14 protein-coding genes are annotated in these 19,498 nt (G+C 34.4%); 12 read left to right on the top strand and 2 right to left on the bottom strand.

Features of this window, described 5'->3' with window-relative positions; translation table 11 throughout:
- The first annotated feature begins 39 nt into the window (after positions 1 to 39).
- From secA to EKM01_RS11570, 7 genes are all read left to right on the top strand, one after another.
- Positions 40 to 3,390 carry a preprotein translocase subunit SecA gene (gene secA / locus EKM01_RS11600; RefSeq protein WP_126554353.1) on the top strand — a complete coding sequence of 1,117 codons (3,351 nt, stop codon included), beginning with the start codon at positions 40 to 42 and terminating at the stop codon, positions 3,388 to 3,390.
- A gap of 610 nt (positions 3,391 to 4,000) precedes the next feature.
- On the top strand, positions 4,001 to 5,029 hold the full coding sequence (locus EKM01_RS11595) for a hypothetical protein (RefSeq protein ID WP_126768470.1): 1,029 nt from the start codon (positions 4,001 to 4,003) through the stop codon (positions 5,027 to 5,029).
- A gap of 2 nt (positions 5,030 to 5,031) precedes the next feature.
- Positions 5,032 to 5,952, top strand: a complete 921-nt coding sequence (locus tag EKM01_RS11590; protein WP_126768468.1) for a hypothetical protein — start codon at positions 5,032 to 5,034, stop codon at positions 5,950 to 5,952.
- A gap of 5 nt (positions 5,953 to 5,957) precedes the next feature.
- Positions 5,958 to 7,538, top strand: coding sequence for a hypothetical protein (locus tag EKM01_RS11585; RefSeq protein WP_126768465.1), 1,581 nt, complete (start codon positions 5,958 to 5,960; stop codon positions 7,536 to 7,538).
- A 2-nt stretch (positions 7,539 to 7,540) separates the two neighbouring features.
- Positions 7,541 to 8,101, top strand: a complete 561-nt coding sequence (locus tag EKM01_RS11580; protein ID WP_126768461.1) for a retroviral-like aspartic protease family protein — start codon at positions 7,541 to 7,543, stop codon at positions 8,099 to 8,101.
- Positions 8,098 to 8,658: a thermonuclease family protein gene (locus EKM01_RS11575; protein ID WP_126768459.1), complete on the top strand. Its 561-nt coding sequence runs from the start codon at positions 8,098 to 8,100 to the stop codon at positions 8,656 to 8,658. The genes EKM01_RS11580 and EKM01_RS11575 overlap by 4 nt, the downstream gene beginning before the upstream one ends.
- 140 nt (positions 8,659 to 8,798) lie before the next feature.
- Positions 8,799 to 9,347, top strand: a complete 549-nt coding sequence (locus EKM01_RS11570) for a transposase (RefSeq protein ID WP_126576897.1) — start codon at positions 8,799 to 8,801, stop codon at positions 9,345 to 9,347.
- 410 nt (positions 9,348 to 9,757) lie between these two features.
- Here EKM01_RS11570 and EKM01_RS11560 read toward each other — a convergent pair whose 3' ends face one another.
- Positions 9,758 to 10,414 (bottom strand): RNA methyltransferase, encoded by a 657-nt coding sequence (locus EKM01_RS11560; RefSeq protein ID WP_126561937.1) that lies wholly within the window; start codon positions 10,412 to 10,414, stop codon positions 9,758 to 9,760.
- 217 nt (positions 10,415 to 10,631) lie between these two features.
- On the opposite strand from EKM01_RS11560, the gene EKM01_RS11555 reads away from it, so the two are divergent.
- The 5 genes from EKM01_RS11555 (at position 10,632) to EKM01_RS11535 (ending at position 17,930) form a co-directional block, all read left to right on the top strand.
- Positions 10,632 to 11,324: an NAD-dependent deacylase gene (locus EKM01_RS11555; RefSeq protein WP_126768454.1), complete on the top strand. Its 693-nt coding sequence runs from the start codon at positions 10,632 to 10,634 to the stop codon at positions 11,322 to 11,324.
- Positions 11,325 to 11,391: 67 nt separating this feature from the next.
- Positions 11,392 to 12,738 carry an adenylosuccinate lyase gene (gene purB / locus EKM01_RS11550; RefSeq protein ID WP_126768447.1) on the top strand — a complete coding sequence of 449 codons (1,347 nt, stop codon included), beginning with the start codon at positions 11,392 to 11,394 and terminating at the stop codon, positions 12,736 to 12,738.
- 184 nt (positions 12,739 to 12,922) lie between these two features.
- Complete coding sequence (locus tag EKM01_RS11545) at positions 12,923 to 15,163, top strand: cation:proton antiporter (protein WP_126768444.1); 2,241 nt, start codon at positions 12,923 to 12,925, stop codon at positions 15,161 to 15,163.
- Positions 15,164 to 15,439: 276 nt separating this feature from the next.
- Positions 15,440 to 16,045: an NAD(P)H-dependent oxidoreductase gene (locus tag EKM01_RS11540; protein ID WP_126456328.1), complete on the top strand. Its 606-nt coding sequence runs from the start codon at positions 15,440 to 15,442 to the stop codon at positions 16,043 to 16,045.
- Position 16,046: 1 nt separating this feature from the next.
- Positions 16,047 to 17,930, top strand: a complete 1,884-nt coding sequence (locus EKM01_RS11535; RefSeq protein ID WP_126460265.1) for a monovalent cation:proton antiporter-2 (CPA2) family protein — start codon at positions 16,047 to 16,049, stop codon at positions 17,928 to 17,930.
- Between the two features lie 86 nt (positions 17,931 to 18,016).
- On the opposite strand, the gene guaB is transcribed toward EKM01_RS11535, so the two are convergent.
- Positions 18,017 to 19,489, bottom strand: coding sequence for an IMP dehydrogenase (gene guaB, locus EKM01_RS11530; protein ID WP_126454571.1), 1,473 nt, complete (start codon positions 19,487 to 19,489; stop codon positions 18,017 to 18,019).
- Positions 19,490 to 19,498: the final 9 nt, after the last annotated feature.

Below are 19,498 nucleotides of genomic sequence, written 5' to 3'. Positions count from 1 at the left end.
AAATTTACAGAATTACACAAACAGAAATAAAAACATATTATGAGTTTTATAAATAGTATTATCAAAGTCTTTGTTGGGGATAAATCTCAAAAAGATGTGAAAGCTTTACAGCCGTATCTTAACAAAATTAAAACTTTTGAAACTCCTCTAATGGCATTATCTAATGATGAGCTTAGAGCGCGTACTGCATTTTTCAAAGAAAAAATAAAACAAGACCGTTCTGAAAAAGATGCTAAAATTAGTGCTCTGAAAGTAGAAGTTGAAAGTATTGAAGATATCGACAAACGAGAAGATATTTACGTCGCTATTGATGCGCTGGAAAAAGAGGCTTATGATATTTCGGAAAAAACATTGTTAGAAATTCTTCCGGAAGCTTTTGCTGTAGTCAAAGAAACGGCTAGACGTTTCAAAGACAGTACACAAGTAATTGTAACTGCCACTGCAAAAGACCGTGAAATTTCGGCAACAAAAAGCTATATAACTCTAGATGGAGACACTGCGATCTGGGCAAATTCTTGGAGTGCTGCGGGTAAAGAAATTACTTGGGACATGATTCACTATGACGTACAATTAATTGGCGGAATGGTTTTACATGAAGGAAAAGTAGCTGAAATGCAAACAGGTGAAGGAAAAACATTAGTGGCAACTTTGCCGCTTTACTTAAATGCATTGACAGGAAACGGAGTACATCTAGTGACTGTCAACGATTATTTGGCAAAAAGAGATAGTACATGGAAAGCACCTTTATTTGAATTTCATGGTATGTCAGTAGAATGTATTGACAATTATCAGCCAAGCTCAGAAGGACGAAAAAAAGCATACGATGCTGATATCACGTACGGAACCAATAATGAGTTTGGTTTTGACTACTTGAGAGATAATATGGCACATTCTCCAGAAGATTTAGTGCAAAGAAAACACAATTATGCGATTGTCGATGAAGTCGATTCTGTTTTGATTGATGATGCAAGAACACCATTAATTATCTCAGGTCCAGTTCCTCAGGGAGATCGCCATGAGTTTAATGAATTGAAACCAAAAATTGAAAATTTGGTTAGTTTACAACGTCAATTGGCAAACGGCTTCCTATCTGAAGCTAAAAAATTAATAAAAGAAGGAAATACCAAAGATGGTGGATTCCAATTGTTAAGAGCCTACCGAGCATTACCAAAAAATAAAGCATTGATTAAATTTTTGAGTGAAGAAGGAATTAGACAATTGCTTCAAAAAACCGAAAATCAATACATGCAGGATAACAAAAGAGAAATGCACAAGATTGATGAGGCTTTGTATTTTGTTATTGAAGAAAAAAACAATCAGGTAGAACTGTCTGACAATGGTATCCAATTCCTTTCCGGAGATACTGATTCTGACTTTTTTGTACTTCCGGACATTGGAACCGAAATTGCCGCTATCGAAAAAAGAAAACTTGATAAAGATGCAGAAGCGGAAGAGAAGGAAAAATTATTTCAAGATTTCGGAATCAAAAGTGAGCGCATCCACACCCTGACACAACTTTTGAAAGCTTACGCTTTATTCGAAAAAGATGTAGAATATGTAATCATGGACAACAAAATCATGATTGTTGATGAGCAAACGGGACGTATAATGGACGGTCGTCGGTATTCTGACGGTTTACACCAAGCCATTGAAGCCAAAGAAAATGTAAAAATTGAAGCAGCAACACAAACATTTGCAACAGTTACATTACAGAATTACTTCAGAATGTACAACAAACTGGGAGGAATGACAGGAACAGCCTCTACTGAAGCAGGTGAGTTGTGGCAAATATACAAACTGGACGTGGTAGAGATTCCTACGAACAGACCAATGGCCAGAAAAGATAAAGAAGATTTTATTTATAAAACTACTCGTGAAAAATTCAATGCCGTAATCGAAGACGTTTCAGAATTATCTAAAGCAGGTAGACCGGTTCTTATTGGCACAACTTCAGTAGAGATTTCAGAATTGTTAAGTCGAATGTTGAAAATGAGAGGTGTTGCACACAATGTCTTGAATGCAAAAATGCACAAACAAGAAGCGCAAATTGTTGAAGAAGCTGGAAAACCGGGTGTGGTAACTATTGCAACAAACATGGCGGGTCGTGGTACCGATATTAAATTATCTGCCGAAGTAAAAGCCGCAGGTGGATTAGCAATTGTAGGAACAGAACGTCATGATTCGCGTCGTGTAGACCGTCAGTTGCGTGGTCGTGCAGGACGTCAGGGTGATCCTGGAAGTTCTCAGTTTTATGTTTCTCTTGAAGACAACCTCATGCGTTTGTTTGGTTCTGAAAGAGTGGCAAAAGTAATGGACCGAATGGGATTGCAGGAAGGCGAAGTGATTCAGCATTCCATGATGACTAAATCGATCGAACGTGCCCAGAAAAAAGTAGAAGAAAATAACTTTGGTGTTCGTAAGCGTTTACTAGAATATGATGATGTCATGAATGCGCAACGTGAAGTAGTGTACAAACGCCGTCGTCATGCCTTGTTTGGAGAGCGATTGAAATTGGATATTGCCAACATGCTGTATGACACCTGCGAACTAATTATTGATCAAAACAAAGCGACTAACAATTTCAAAAACTTTGAGTTTGAGTTAATTCGTTATTTCTCTATCACATCACCGGTTACTGAAAGTGAGTTCATAAAACTCAGCGAAATGGAATTAACAGGTAAAGTGTACAAAGCTACATTAGAATATTACACCGAAAAAACAGTACGAAGCGCCAGAGAAGCTTTTCCTATTATAAAAAATGTTTACGAAGACAAAAACAACCAATTTGAACGTATTGTTGTTCCATTTACAGATGGAATCAAATCGTTGAATGTAGTTACTGATTTGAAAAAAGCCTACGAAACTGAGGGAGCTCAACTTGTTGCTGATTTTGAAAAAAATATTACATTATCTATTGTTGATGAAGCTTGGAAGAAACACTTGCGCAAAATGGATGAGTTGAAACAATCGGTACAACTTGCGGTTCACGAACAAAAAGATCCATTGCTAATTTACAAACTCGAGGCTTTCAATTTGTTTAGAGCTATGATTGACAATGTAAATAAAGAAGTAATTTCGTTCTTGTTCAAAGGTGATTTACCGGCTCAAGAAAACCAACAAATTCAAGAGGCAAAAGAAGTACGTCAGAAAGAAGACTTTCAATTGAGCAAAGACGAGGTGCTGAATTCTGATGAATTAGCAACACAAAATCGTGAAGCGGGACAAACGCAACAACGTCAAGTTACCGAAACTATCGTGAGAGATATGCCAAAAATTAATCGCAATGATACTGTTACGATTCAGAACGTGGCCAACGGACAAACGCAGGAAATGAAATACAAAAAAGCCGAGAGCTTAATCGCTTCAGGACAATGGGTTATCGTTAACTAATAACCGTTTCGATACCTTAAATTAAATTCCTCAATTACGAAAGTAGTTGGGGAATTTTTTTTATCCTGAATTTATTTCAGGATCTAATTTCAGGAGCCATTCCCGCCCTACGCTGCAAGCTATTTGGTTTCAAACCCTTTTTCTAGGTGCTGTCAGGAGCTTCCTCTGGTCGCTCTGCCACCACCAGAAAAAAGTGGTTTTCAACCGGCATAGGCTTTCCGCTGCAGTCGGGGCTAGGGATTTGCGATACATAACTCCGTTTACGGTTTCCCGTAATGATCCTATAATCAAAGAATATATCTTTGAAAATAAATTAATTAGTGATTCCTTTTTATAAGTATTTTCAGTGATTATTTTATATATTTGAGAATAAATAAAATCTGACGTTTAGGAGGGTTATTAATCCAATTTAGGGTGATCAGTCGCATTTCATCAGACCTATTACAAGTTATGCCTCACCCTAAAAGACGACCGTGCTAAAAAAGAAAGACTAATGAGAAACAAGAATTTAAAACAACAAGCAACGAAAAGAGAGTTTGTGTTAATATTGACACATAATTTCAGATATTTGAAACCACAAAACAATTAACTATTAAATAAATACAGAAAAATGAAGAAACAATTATTTACAGCAACAGACCTATTTTTGGCATTCCTTGCTGTGCTACTTATTAGTGTCAGCTTTTACCAAACTTGGTTAGGTTTAGACCAAATTTTTGGAGGAAGTTCAGTCGTCATAGCTTTAGTGCTGTCTTTAATTCTGCTCTTTTTACTTTGGCAAATTCGCCTTGTCAAATTAAGAGGTGGCTATTCAACTGGTTTGAGTTGGATATATTTCTTTTTTGCCGCTTTTTGTTTTATTGCAAATTTCAACGCCTTGTACACAAGGTTTATGAGAACTGACATTTATACAACTGAATTGAGAGATATTAATGAAAAGTTTAGTCAACTTGAAACAAATGTTGAATCAAAATTAAACTACTCAATAACAGACCAAAAAACAAGACAGCAAATTGTAGGAGAAATTAATGGTTTGAGAATGCAAATTACTGACCCAAAAAATCAAGGAAAGGGACAGCAATCCAATATTATACTTGGCAGAATTGAACAAAAACTAGGAAGTAAATTAACTCCTTTAACTCCAATTAGCAACACACCTCAAGGTTATTCAGATTTGGCTGATAGATACGAACAACAAATTATTCAAAAGATAGAAAACCTTTCTCCTGACGAAAAAAAGTTAAAAGAGGACATAAATAATGCTGTGTTAAAATGGAATAAAGACATTCAAAGCCTATTGTTATTACCGCAAAATGAAATTGATGAAATGGCGCAAGGTCAAATTGATAAAGCATTAACAGAATACAATAAATTAGGCAACAAAGCACACACAATTTTAGGAGATGACAAATTTCAGTTCACTCCTTCTCTTTCAAATACTCAAGAAGTTGGAAAAATTGGATATGCTTTTGACCACGCAATAAAACACTTTGGAATGTTTGCTTTTGTAGTTTTGGCGGGTTGTATTTTGCTTGATTTTGGTATATTAATTATCATTTTATTGATGCCTGCTGACCCAAGAAATATGAACAATGGAAGTGTAATTACAAATAAACGTACTGGTAAAACAATAATTTAATTATGGAATTAGAAAACGAACCATTAAAACCATTATCTTTTGATGATAATAGCGAATTAAAACCATTATCTTTTGAAACAAAAAACGATTCAATAAATGATAATTTTGTTCCTATTTCAAAAGGTAATTCAGGAGAAATTAAAAACAAAGACAGTAATTTTGTGTTTTTTTTCGGAACAGCATCGTCTGGAAAATCAGTTATTTTAGCAACAATGCTTTATTATTTACGTTCACAAGCTGGTGTAATTAGACCTAAAATAGGCACTCCTAATACTGCCGATGCAGAAATATTACTATATGATTTTTTTGAAAATATAAGTAAAGGGATATTGCCAGATAGTACTGTAAAAGATAAAGTTACTCGATTGGATTTAGTATTTGAACCTAACAATAAGTCAAAAAAAATAAACCCTATAAATCTTACATTTTTAGAAACATCAGGAGAGAACCATAATGAAATAAAGCGAGGTGGTAATTATCATAGCAGTATAGAAACCTATTTAACCTCTAACTTACCGCTAACTTTTATCATAGTTACAAGCTATGAGAATGCACATAAAGACGATATTTTGATTAATACCTTCCTTAATAAACTTGAGAGATATGAAAAAAGATTAAAATCAGTTAATATAATTCTAGTAATATCAAAATGGGATAAATCAGGAAGTACAAATATTGAGGATACAACAGAATTAGAAAATTTTATAAGCGAAAGACTTCCTATGGCATCTACAGCTATGGACACTTATGGTTTAACGAAAACATTCTACACCATAGGAGAGTTGAACGAAGACACAAATAGGGTTACATTGCTTAATTTAGATAGAGCACAAAAACTTTCAGAATGGTTGTATGAAAGTATAGTACGTTACCCATTGGATTATGAAGGTACTTTTTGGGAACGAATAAAATTTAGTTTTTAAAATTAATGGAAAATATAAATTTAATTGCATTTGGTACTTTTGGAAGTCCAAATGGATTTACACAAACTTTTTTCTTAGGTAAACCAATTAAAGGAATAAAAGCATTTGATATAAGAGGGGGATTAAAAATATTACCGAATAGTAAAGTATATTCAATAAGAAAGGAGAGTGTTAATGGATTTGACATTTTATCATATTCAATATATACTTTTGCCCAAGAGCCAACTTCATCGAGGGGTGGTTCATTTATTGGTTCAAGTATTTTGTATGTTGATAAAATTTCAGATGAAAATATAACTATAAAAAATCTTATAGAATTTCATCAAAACTTAGTTGATAAAAATGTAAATGATGAAACGATAAAAGTTAAACACTCTGATGATTTTGATGTAAAGGACTGTAAACCGAAAGATTTTAATAAAATTAATTATCACTTAAAGGATATAGAGAATATAACTTTTAGTAAAAATACAAATAAAGAACTAGTTGTGTTTTCAGATATAGACGAAAACACATTACAACAAAATTTTAAGAAGTCTTATGATTTATTAAATATTTATGATACTATTTACTTTACAAATAATGAAGAAATTGCAAAGTTTGTAATTCAAAAAGGGATTTATAAATTAATTCAAAATGTAGGCGATAAAAGAGATTTTGATAGAGAAATCAACAACTTAATTGAAGAAAGAAAAAGCAAAAGAGAATTATCAATTTCAGAATTTGAAGGAGAACTTCAAAGAATTAGTGAAGATAAAAAAAGAGCAATTCAAGAATTAAAAACTCAAATTGAGCAATCTAATATTACACATCAAGCTAACAACAAAAGAATTATAGAAGCAGAAGGAGATATTAATAAAATTAATCAGTGTTATGATAAATTCATTAGTGAAACAAATAATTTAATTGGTAATTTAAAAAACAGTAATGCTCAGCTTGAGGAATTTAAAAACATACATAATGAAAATAAAAAAAGTTTTAAAAATAATTTACCTGACTTAATAATACCTAATTATGTTACTACAATTGCAAAACCAAAACCCAAAAGTAATTTACATACAGAAAACCAGAGGCAAAACAACGAACATAAAAATGGTCATAGTAGAAGAGAAGAAAGAGAAGATATAGAAGAAAAAGCATATAAAATCGACATTTTTAAGGTTGCAACATTAGTTTTGGCTTGTTTACTCATAGTTACGTGGGTTTACTTTTTGTTTTTTAAATCCAATTCAGAAAATAAAACTCAAATAATTCAAAGTCAAGAGCAAGTAGATACTATTCCACAAGAACAAAAACCTGACGATATTGTAACAATTGTAGATTTGAACCCAAAATCAAATTCAATACTAAATGAAAATGATTTTAGAATTGTAGCAAAAAATTTAAAACCCAATATGAAGTCGGATGAAGTTGTAAAAGTAATTTTCAATAAAAATCCAACTGAAATAGGTAGTATTTATTCTGGTCAAGAAGCAATCTATTCTAAACAACTTATAGAACTCAACAAACAATGTTTTGAAGAAAAAGATGGTTTATATTATTTCACAAAAGACACTATAAAGCACATACCCACTTTCAAAAAGTAATTATGAAGCATATACTTAACATATTTATTTTTTGCTTAATCCTTTTGAGTTGCAAACACCCAGAAGGGGAAAAGTATGAACGAAATCAAGGAAGTAAAAAAGAATATGAGTCTTCAAACGATGAAATTAATGTAAATGCAATACAATCAGAAATTCAAAACAATACTTCTCAAGAATATCGAAATGTATTGAAAATGGAACTTCAAAATGGTGTACGGTTCGTTTGGATTGAAATTAATGGCATTAGATTACGCTTTATTTTTGACACTGGTGCAAGTAGCATTTGTATTTCACCAGCAGAAGCAACCGTTTTATACAGACAAGGCACTTTGCAAAAACAGGACATCTTAGATGTTGAATATTTTCAAGATGCTACAGGAAAAATTTCAGAGGGAACAAAGGTAAATTTACGAGAAGTAAGAATTGGTGACTTGATTCTTGAAAATGTAGAAGCCTTAGTTGTTGACAATGTAAATGCACCTCTTTTATTAGGTCAATCCGTTTTAGAGAGGTTTGGTAGCATTGAAATAGATAATGTAAATGCTGAAATAATTTTCAAATGATTAAAGTTTTTTTTATTGCATTATTGTTTTGTTTTTTCGGCTGTAAACATCCCGAAAGCAAAGAATATGAACGTTACAAAGAAGTAACAATTGTAAAAGAAACAGAAAAAAATACTGAACCTAATATTGAATCCAATAGCTATAAAGTAATTGGTATAAAAGACGGAGATACTTTTGTGGTTTTAATTGACGGTAAAGAACAAGTTGTTAGATTAAAACATATTGACTGTCCCGAAAAGAAACAGCCTTTTGGTAAAAAAGCGAAACAATTCGCTTCTGATTTATGTTTTGGACAATTCGTTCAATTAAACCATAAAAACAAATACGATAGATATAAAAGGTTGATAGCAGAGATTATCCTAACAAATGGTGTAAACGTGAATAAGGAATTAGTAAATAATGGTTTGGCTTGGCATTTCAAAAAATATTCTGACAATCAAGAATATGCAGAATTAGAAATAAACGCTAGAAATAACTTAATCGGAATTTGGAGCGAACCAAACCAAATAACACCTTGGGATTGGAGAAAAAAATCGAGAAATAAAACAGCTAAATAGAACAGCTAAATAGAACAGAAAATGAAGGGCGAAGGCATAATCGAGTAGACGGCTCCGCCAAAAACTGACGGAGTGCGCCTCTCACCCCGCTAGCGCGAGCGTCTCGCTCGTGCCCACAAAGTAAACACAATATAAACTAAATGAGCACAAAATATAAATTTGGAGAGAAAACGGGAGCTTATTTTGTGAGCTTCGCAACTGTAAATTGGATTGATGTATTTACTAGAGACGCATATTTTTGTAATATTATTGAGTCATTGGACTTTTGTCGAAAGAAAAAGGGAATGGAGATTTACGGCTATTGTATTATGCCTAGTCATGTGCATTTAATATTTCGTTCCGAAAATGGAGACCCATCAGGATTGATGCGTGACTTCAAAGGTTTTACATCAAAAAAATTGCTCAAAACAATTGAAGAAAACACTCAAGAAAGTCGAAGAGAATGGATGCTTTGGATTATGGAACGAGCAAGAAAAAAGAATAGCAATGTAAAGCATAGACAATTTTGGCAACAGGATAATCATCCCATTGAGATTTGGTCGTTAAAAGTTTTTGAACAAAAGCTTACCTATATTCATCAAAACCCTGTAGAATCTGGTTTTGTAACCGATCCGATAGATTGGAAATATAGTAGTGCTAGAAATTATGGAAATAACGATCAAACGATTTTAGAAATTGATTTGAATTGATTTAGATTGTGGGCACGAGCGGGACGCACGCGCTAGCGGGGATCTATTGGAAATATAGTAGTGCTAGGAATTATGGAAATAACGACCAAACGATTTTAGAAATTGATTTGAATTGATTTAGATTGTGGGCACGAGCGGGACGCTCGCGCTAGCGAAGGTCTAGAATCAGACAGTCTATAGAATCTCTTTTTAATTAGTTGATTAAAAACACAAATATTCAAAGAGCATGCAAAGTTAGATCCGCAAAAGGATTATTAGTGCAGCTGCTTGGCAAGATAGCAGCTGCCTTTATAAACTTAATATTTTAACCCTTGATTCGCTTTATTTGTCATTGGAAATAACGGCGTCTATCGCTATAAAATGAATCCGAACAATATAAAAGACATACAACTAGAAAGTGAAACAACGTTTTAATGCTCCTCAAAATACCGTTCTTCAATTCGCTTAATGTCTTTTATTGAATTTTTGGCCCAAGCCAATCGCTTTTCTAAAATTTCATTTTCGGATAAATGCCAATCAATATTTGAATTGCGCAATCGATTCGTCAGGTTTTGAATGATAATTGCAGCTGAGACTGAAATGTTTAAACTCTCTGTAAAACCCACCATGGGAATTTTTAGAAAACCATCGGAGCGCTTCAAAATTTCTTCTGATAATCCGTCTCTTTCTGTTCCAAAAAATAAAGCGCTGGGTTTCGAAATGTCAAAATCTTCCATCAAACAATCATTCTCATGTGGCGTGGTAGCGATTATTTGATATCCTTTACTTTTTAACGCGTCCACACAGTTTGTAATGCTGTCGAAGGTATTGATATCGACCCATTTTTGGGCGCCCATGGCAATTTCCTTGTCGATACTTTTTCCGTAGCGTTGCTCGATAACGTTCAACTCCTGAATTCCAAAAATCTCGCAGCTTCGCATCACTGCACTGGTATTGTGCATTTGAAAAATATCTTCTACAGCAATGGTAAAATGATTGGTTCTGTTTTCTAATATTTTCAGGAATTTTTCTTTGCGGTTATCCGTTAGGATATTTTCAAGAAAATTAAGGTAATCAATGTCGACCATTAGAATATTTATTTATGCAAAAATAGTAAAAAAGACTAGCTTTATAGCTTCAAAAGTAGATTCTGACAGCTGCTTTTGGGATTGTTCCATAAAAGCTGAATTATAAATGATTGCGGAATTTGCGTGAGGGATAGAGGCGGTATCCTTTTTGGGCTTTTTAGCCAAAAAGATAAAGCTGAAAGCCCGACCCTTGTGGTCACGCCCAAATTGATATAAAATGAAAAAGAAATTAGTGGTTTTGACAGGAGCGGGGATTAGTGCCGAAAGTGGCATCAAAACCTTTCGGGATAGCGACGGACTTTGGGAAGGGCATAATGTGCTGGATGTGGCCACTCCAGAAGGTTGGCATAAAAACCCGGCTTTGGTGCTGGATTTTTATAATCAAAGACGAAAACAACTCAAGGAAGTACACCCTAATTTAGGCCACCAAATTCTGGCTGAATTAGAAAATGAATTTGATGTTTTCATCATCACACAAAATGTAGATGATTTACACGAACGCGCCGGAAGCACGAATGTGTTGCATTTGCACGGCGAATTGTTGAAAGTAAGAAGTACCAAAAACCCAAATTACATTCTGGATTGGCAGGACGATTTGAATTTTGGCGATTGCGATGAAAATAAAAATCAATTGCGTCCACATATTGTTTGGTTTGGCGAGGAAGTTCCAGCACTTGATCAAGCCATTAGAATTAGTGAAGGTGCAGATTATTTTGCGGTGATTGGGACATCTTTGCAAGTGTATCCTGCAGCCGGATTAATCGATTTTACAGCCCGCGAAACACCTATTTTTTATATTGATCCAAAACCCATAAAAATTCCAAATCTCCGAAATCCATTAGATGTGATTCCTGAAGTGGCATCAGAAGGAATGAAAATACTAAAAAAGAAGCTAATCGGCTTTATTTAAAAACCATTCGTTTTCTATTTTGTCACGAAAGGGTTATATTTGCGCCTTTCGAACAAACAACAAAACAATGACTACTTTAAACGAATTGAATGCTATTTCTCCTATTGATGGAAGATATAGAAACAAGACTATTTCGCTGGCTCCATTTTTCTCTGAAGAAGCCTTAATCAAATACCGTGTATTGGTTGAAATTGAATATTTCATTGCTTTGTGCGAAGTACCTTTGCCTCAACTTGCAACCGTAAACCCAGATGTATTCGACAGTTTACGTAATATTTATAAAAACTTCTCTACTGAAGATGCCCTTTGGATCAAAGAGACGGAGAAAGTAACCAACCACGACGTAAAAGCGGTAGAATATTTCATCAAAGATGCTTTTGAAAAACTAGGCTTATCCCAATATAAAGAGTTTATTCACTTTGGATTAACATCTCAAGATATTAATAACACGGCGATTCCGCTTTCGACAAAAGAAGCTTTCGAGAAAGTATACATGCCTTCCTTGATCACTTTGACATCAAAATTAAAAGATTTAAGTGTCGAATGGCGCGATATTCCAATGCTTGCCCGTACCCACGGACAACCGGCTTCACCTACTCGTTTGGGTAAAGAAATTGGTGTTTTTGTAGAACGTCTGGAAGAACAAATGCGTTTGTTGTTTAATATTCCTTTTGCAGCTAAATTTGGCGGAGCAACTGGAAATTACAATGCGCATCATGTGGCGTATCCTCAAATTGACTGGAGAAAATTTGGAGGGAAATTTGTGGAGGACAACCTTGGTTTACACCACTCCTTCCCTACTACTCAAATTGAACATTACGATCATTTTGCTGCATTTTTTGATGCGTTGAAAAGAATAAATACAATCATCATTGATTTGGACCGAGACATTTGGACGTATGTTTCGATGGAATATTTTAAGCAAAAAATCAAAGCGGGAGAAATAGGTTCTTCAGCTATGCCACACAAAGTTAATCCTATTGATTTTGAAAATTCAGAAGGAAATTTAGGAATGGCCAATGCGATTTTCGAACATTTATCAGCTAAATTACCTTTGTCTAGATTGCAACGTGATTTAACGGACAGTACCGTTTTGAGAAATATTGGTGTACCAATAGGACATACGTTAATCGCTTTTGAAGCTACTTTGAAAGGCTTGAACAAATTGTTATTGAATGAGCCAAAATTCCACGAAGATTTAGAAAAAAACTGGGCTGTAGTTGCCGAGGCAATTCAAACAATTTTGCGTCGTGAAGGATATCCTAATCCGTATGAAGCATTAAAAGGATTGACCAGAACCAATGAAGCTATTGATAAAAAAGCGATTCACGGTTTTATAGCAACACTTGAAGTTTCGGATGCCATTAAAGCTGAATTAATGCAAATAACTCCTAGTAATTTTTTGGGAATATAAATTTTAAGAAATTATTAAAAAGTATAAGATCCCGTTGTAAAGGAGATAAAAATTCTTTTCAACGGGTTTTTTATTGCTAAAAAAATCATAAAAATAGTGTTTTACAAAAATTACACATTGTAAATTAAAGTTTTTTTATATCTTACCGAGATACCTAAAAATAGTATAGTATAAGTAAACTCCCATGGATACAGTAGAAACAGTAGCAAATGCATCACACCACTTACAACCTTTAATTAGTGATTTAGGATTAATTCTGATGACAGCTGCAGTTGCCGTTTTATTATTTAAAAAAATAAAACAGCCACTTGTTTTAGGTTATCTGATCGCAGGATTTTTAGCTGGAAACCATTTTGATTTTTTCCCCTCTGTAACAGATCTAAAAAGTGTAGAAGTTTGGGCAGAAATTGGAGTAATATTTTTATTGTTTAGTTTGGGACTGGAATTCAGCTTTAAAAAACTGATGAAAGTAGGCGGAACCGCATCGATAACTGCTGTAACACAAATTATTACGATGGTTTCTATAGGGTATTTAGTAGGCAATTGGATTGGTTGGAAACCTATGGACTCTATTTTTTTAGGAGTGATCCTTTCTATTTCCTCCACTACTATAATACTAAAAACGTTTGATGAACTGGGAGTTAAAACTCAAAAATTTGCTGGAATAGTTATCGGTTCTCTTATCGTTCAAGATATCATAGCCATTTTAATGATGGTTTTGCTTTCTACAATAGCAGTGAGCCAACAGTTTTCAGGAAGTGAATTGTTATTATCCGTTTTTAAACTCATTTTTTTCTTGACTATTTGGTTTGTTGGAGGCATCTTTTTCATTCCTACTTTACTTAAAAAAGCAAAAAGTATCTTAACAGACGAAATGCTGTTGATCATTTCACTCGCATTATGCTTAATGATGGTCATACTTGCTGCCAATGTTGGTTTTTCTCCTGCTTTAGGTGCTTTTATCATGGGTTCCATCATTGCAGAAACTACCCAGGCAGAACATATCGAACATTTAGTTAAACCTGTAAAAGACCTTTTTGGAGCCGTTTTTTTTGTATCCGTTGGCATGCTAATTAATCTAGATACGTTATATGAATATGCGTTTCCTGTTGCCATTTTAACATTCGTCGTAATTATAGGACAATCTATAAGTTCAACCATTGGGGCTTTACTTTCAGGACAACCATTGAAGCAATCGGTACAAACCGGAATGAGTTTATCGCAAATTGGGGAATTCTCCTTTATCATTGCTACATTAGGGATGACATTAAATGTAACCAGTGATTTTCTATATCCTATAGTAGTGGCCGTTTCAGCAGTGACAACTTTTACCACACCTTTTATGGTGAAATTTTCTACTCCTTTTTCAGTATATCTAGAAAAAAAATTACCCCGAAAATGGATTAAAAAAATTGAGCGCTACAGTGCCAATGCACAATCTATAAAACTGGTAAGCAACTGGCAAATAGTCGTACGCGCTTTTCTAACACAAGTAATTATCCATTCTGTAATTATAGTGGCTGTCATTTTACTTTCCTCTAAATATATTTTACCTTTAGTGGAAGGATCCCAATTTACAAACATATTTGGGGCATTAATTACTTTAGTAATACTATCCCCTTTTTTATGGGCTCTATCCATACGGCGTGTTGCTGTAAAAGAAGTAGCCCTTTTAAGAGAGGAACGTAAATATCGTGGGCCCATCATTATGATGATTTTATTACGAATGGTTTTAACCCTATTTTATATTGGCTTTTTATTAAATATCTTTTTCTCTCCAGTAATCGCCTTTATAGCTTTAATAGCAGCTGTTGTTATCTATTTTGTTTTTCCAAAAAAATTAAATGCACAATATCATAAAATAGAAGATCACTTTCTGAAAAATTTAAATGCACGAGAAATCAAAAAGGCAATTAGAAGCCGAAGTGATTTAACCCCTTGGGACGGACACATGACTAATTTTGATATTGCCAAAACTTCAAATATTGCAGGAAAAACATTAGAGGAATTACGCATTCGAGAACTTTTAGGCATTAATATTGCCTTCATCAGACGCGGTGAAATAATGATTAACATCCCCAATAAAAACGAACGTTTATTTCCAGGAGATGAAATTTGTGTCATAGGAACAGACAACCAAGTCAAGGATTTTAAATCCTATTTGCATCAAAATGAAATTGAAATTCCAGAAAAAGTTACTGATACCGATATTATTTTAAAACAATTAGAACTTAAAGATGAAGAGTTTATTGGTAAAAATATCCGAGATTCCCAATTACGTGAAAAAACACATGGGTTGATTGTAGGAATTGAAAGAAATGGAAAAAGAATACTAAACCCTGAGTCGAGTATGATTTTAAAAAAAAATGATATCCTATGGTTAGTGGGAAATAAAAAATTACTAATCACTTTATTCAAAAATTAGAACTCTTATAATGTATCAGTAATTGTAATTTCATCCCCGTTTTGACTGAATTATTACAACTCAAAATACATTTTAATTAAACCCAATAGAAATAAACCTAACCTTTTATTTGGACTGAATTTACTATTTGTCAAAACAATAAATCGTTTTGAATTGATTTACAGCATTAGAATTAACCAATATTTCATACCTTTAAATTGACTTACAAAAGCACGTACAATAGTGTATATCAATAATATGAACTGTTTTTATTTAAAAAAAGCATCAAACCATTTTATGTCAAAAAACAAAATATTAATCCTATTTTCCCATCCACTTTACGAGAAATCGCACGCAAATAAAGCCTTGGTGGAAAATATTCCAGAATCAGAAAACATAACTTTCCATGATTTATACGAAGAGTATCCTGATTTTGATATTGATGTAAAACACGAACAGGTTTTGTTAAGTCAGCATGACATCATCATTTGGCATCATCCCATGTACTGGTATAGTTGTCCGCCATTGATGAAACAATGGATTGATATGGTACTGGAACACAACTGGGCATACGGAAAAAAAGGAAAAGCCTTGCAAGATAAAATTATTTTTCAAGTAATTACTACCGGCGGAGACAAAGAAAATTATTGCAAAACCGGCAGTGAACGGTACAGTATTCCCGAATTGCTCGAGCCGTTTAACCAAACCGCAAAAGTATGCAACATGATTTACTTACCCCCTTTTGTTGTGCATGGCACACACAATATGTCCAAAGATGATTATAAACAAAACGGTTTAATGTATGGCCATTTTCTAGATTACATAAACAACAATAATTTAGATACGGAAGTACTTTTGCAGTACCATTATTTGAACGAATGGTTTGCCACAATACAACAATAACATGGATACCAATTTTTTACTTCAGGCTATTATTTATTTATCAGCTGCCGTTATTTGTGTTCCTATTGCTAAAAAATTAGGATTAAGTTCTATTTTAGGCTATTTATTTGCCGGCATAATAATAGGCCCTTATGTAATGGGGTTTATTGGTCAGGAAGGCCAGGATATTATGCATTTTGCTGAATTTGGCGTTGTGATGATGTTGTTTTTAATTGGTTTAGAACTGGAACCCAGTAAGTTTTGGAAAATGAGGAAATTTATTATTGGAATGGGTTCCGCACAATTAGTTGGAACAACGCTTCTTTTATTTTTTGGATGTCTTTATTTTATGGATTGGAAATGGGAAACCACACTGGCCGTTTCCTTAGCGCTCGCATTATCCTCTACGGCCATTGTATTGCAAACTTTAAAAGAAAAAGGATTATCTAATACTTCCGTGGGACGTTCGTCATTTGCTGTTCTTCTTTTTCAGGACATCGCCGTAATTCCGATTTTAGCATTTTTGCCGCTTTTATCTACCGTAAATCTAGAAACTACAAATGAAATTCAACAATCCCTAATTACAGGTTTCTCCAGCTGGTTGCAAACTTTAATAGTCATCGGATGTATATCAACAATATATTTTGCAGGCCGCTTTTTATTTGTTCCGCTATTGCATATTATCGCCAAAACTCGGTTGCAGGAATTGTTCACCGCATCGGCATTGTTATTAGTTGTAGGCGTTTCTTATTTGATGCAGCTGGTTGGGTTAAGTCCCGCTCTAGGAGCATTTATGGCTGGAGTCGTACTGGCCAACTCTGAATTTCGTCATGAGCTGGAAGGGGATATTGCTCCGTTTAAAGGATTACTGCTTGGTCTTTTTTTTCTTGGAGTAGGCGCATCGATAAACTTTAAACTGATTCTTGACAATCCCCTTTTCATATTTGTTTTTGGAGCTATTCTTACTTTGGTTAAGTTTTTCGTTTTATTTATAATCAGCCGCTTTCATAAAAAGAAAATAGACCAAAACCTATTATTTGCTTTTGGGTTAAGTCAGGCAGGAGAATTTGGTTTTGTAATCATGAGCTTCTCTATGCAGCTAAACATCATTCCTAACATTTTGGCCAATCAAATCATGGCTGTTATTGCTATGAGTATGATAGCAACACCTTTTTTGCTGTTAATAAATGAACGCTTAATTTATCCTAATTCAAAATTTCAAGAAAAGGAAACAAAAAAAGACAGTGATTATATTGATGAAGACAATCCTGTAATCATAGCTGGTTTTGGTCATTTTGGGAGTACAGTTGGACGCCTATTAAGAGCCAATAACGTAAAATCAACGATCCTAGATTATGATTCTGATCGAATAGATGTATTACGAAAAATGGGATTCAAAGTATATTATGGAGATGCCACTCGTTTAGAATTATTGAAAGCTGCAGGTTGTGATACTGCCAAACTTTTTATTGCTGCCATTGATAATCCTACGGTAAATTTGCAAGTAATTGAAACCTTAAAAAAACACTTCCCAAATTTAAAGATCTTAACTCGTGCCCGAAACCGAATTGATGCCTATGAATTAATTGACCATAAAGTAGAACACATTTATCGGGAAACGTTATACAGTGCGGTCAATATGGGGGTAGATGCCTTAGTAGAATTAGGTCACAGAAAATATACCGCTACCAGACAAGGGCAGCAATTTATAAAATATGATGAAATTACCACCCGAAAATTGGCGGAAAAACGTCATGATAAAATGGCCTATCTGATCACCGTAAAAGAAGAAATTGAATTACAGGAACAATTGTTGAAAAGTGATATTTATTCCCAAGTTGCAGCCACCAATCACAGTTGGGACAGCGAGCATTTGAAAAACAACTTAGCAGATACTACAGAATAACGATTTTCCGAAAACTGAAAAAAGACATAATTAAGACCTTAAGCGGAATTAATTATGCCTTTTTTATTGTTTAAAAAAACTAAAAATTATCTTGAATAATTAGGAGCTTCTTTTGTAATGGTTACATTATGAGGGTGACTTTCATTGATTCCGCTAGCTGTTATGCGAACAAAACGACCGGTTTCCTGTAAAGTTGGAATGTCTTTAGAGCCACAATACCCCATTCCGGCACGAAGACCACCAATAAATTGTTGCATGCTTTCGTTCAATTCCCCTTTGTAGGGAACCCTTCCTACAATTCCTTCCGGAACCAGCTTTTTTACATCATCTTCTACATCTTGAAAATAACGGTCTTTAGAACCTTCTTGCATTGCTTCAACAGAACCCATTCCACGGTACGACTTAAATTTTCTGCCTTCGAAAATAATAGTTTCTCCTGGAGATTCCATGGTACCTGCTAATAATGATCCTAACATTACACAATCAGCTCCTGCAGCAATAGCTTTTGGAATATCTCCAGTGTAACGAATTCCACCATCAGCAATAACTGGAACTCCAGAACCTTTGATCGCCGCAGCTACTTCAAGAACAGCTGAAAACTGAGGAAAACCAACGCCTGCTACAATACGAGTCGTACAAATAGACCCTGGACCAATCCCTACTTTTACTCCATCTGCACCATTCTCAACTAGATATTTAGCTGCTTCAGCAGTGGCAATATTACCAACAATAACGTCTAAGTTAGGGAATTTCGCTTTAACTAATTTTAGTACATCGACAACTCCTTTCGTATGTCCATGAGCGGTATCGATAATAACTGCATCTACTCCGGCATTAACCAAAGCAGTAGCCCTTTCAACAGCATCGGCAGTTACACCTAACGCAGCAGCTACACGTAAACGTCCGTATTTGTCTTTGTTTGCATTTGGCTTTTGAGTCAATTTAGTGATGTCTCTAAAGGTAATCAGGCCCACTAATTTATAATCAGCATTTACTACTGGAAGTTTTTCAATTTTATGACCTTGCAAAACTACTTCTGCTTGTTCCAGAGATGTACCTTCGGCAACAGTTACTAAGTTTTCACTGGTCATAACCTCAACAATAGGTCTTGAACTATTTTTTTCAAAACGTAAATCTCTATTGGTAACGATTCCTTTTAATATTTGATTTTCATCTACAATTGGAATACCTCCAATACCAAATTCTTTCATGGCATTTTTGGCATCTGCTACTGTTGAAGTTAATGGCAAAGTAACGGGATCGATAATCATACCGGATTCGGCTCGTTTTACTTTTCTAACTTTCGCAGCTTGCTGTTCGATGGTCATATTTTTATGCAAAACGCCTATTCCGCCTTCTTGAGCCATCGCAATTGCCATCGCGCTTTCGGTTACGGTATCCATAGCAGCGGATACAATAGGAACATTTAACGTTATATTTCTTGAAAATTTGGATTGAATACTCACTTCGCGAGGAAGCACATTTGAGTAGTTGGGAACTAATAGAACATCATCGTAAGTTAATCCTTCACCGATAATCTTAGAGTTGTGTGCGATCATTGCAATTGT

This window comes from Flavobacterium sp. RSP46, from assembly GCF_003984825.1.
Taxonomy (GTDB): domain Bacteria; phylum Bacteroidota; class Bacteroidia; order Flavobacteriales; family Flavobacteriaceae; genus Flavobacterium.
This window is presented reverse-complemented; position numbering and strand designations above follow the sequence as displayed.